Origin of the sequence: Pseudoalteromonas sp. MMG007 (assembly GCF_018100985.1) — a bacterium.
Classification (GTDB): domain Bacteria; phylum Pseudomonadota; class Gammaproteobacteria; order Enterobacterales; family Alteromonadaceae; genus Pseudoalteromonas.
Genome location: NZ_JAGJEI010000060.1, coordinates 1 through 353, shown reverse-complemented (window position 1 = coordinate 353; position 353 = coordinate 1). Strand labels below are relative to the sequence as shown.

The window sequence follows — 353 nt, the reverse complement described above, 5'->3', positions numbered from 1 at the left end:
GACTCAAAGTCGAGACATGCTTATAAACGCTTATACACATCAACAGGTGCCTTTTGAGAAGCTAGTTGAAGAATTACAACCTGAGCGTAGCCAAAGTTACAGTCCTTTATTTCAGGTAATGTTAACCCTGCAGAATAACGATGGAGAATCGTTAATTCTACCGAACATAAATATTCAGCCTTTAGAACAGTCTGGTCATACATCAAAGTTTGATTTGACGCTAGGTATGGCCGAGACAAAGGGAGGGCTTGCATTGTCTTGGGTATACAGTCGTTCGCTGTTTAGTGAAGCGAGTATTGTCAGAATGGCTGAACATTTTTCTCAGCTACTGCAACAGTTAGTTAACTCGCCAA

At 41.1% G+C, this 353-nt stretch carries 1 protein-coding gene; it reads left to right on the top strand.

Annotated elements, in window-relative coordinates; translation table 11 throughout:
* Positions 1-353, top strand: a 353-nt coding sequence (locus tag J8L71_RS18425; protein WP_211001812.1) for a condensation domain-containing protein, incomplete at both ends; no start/stop codon positions are given.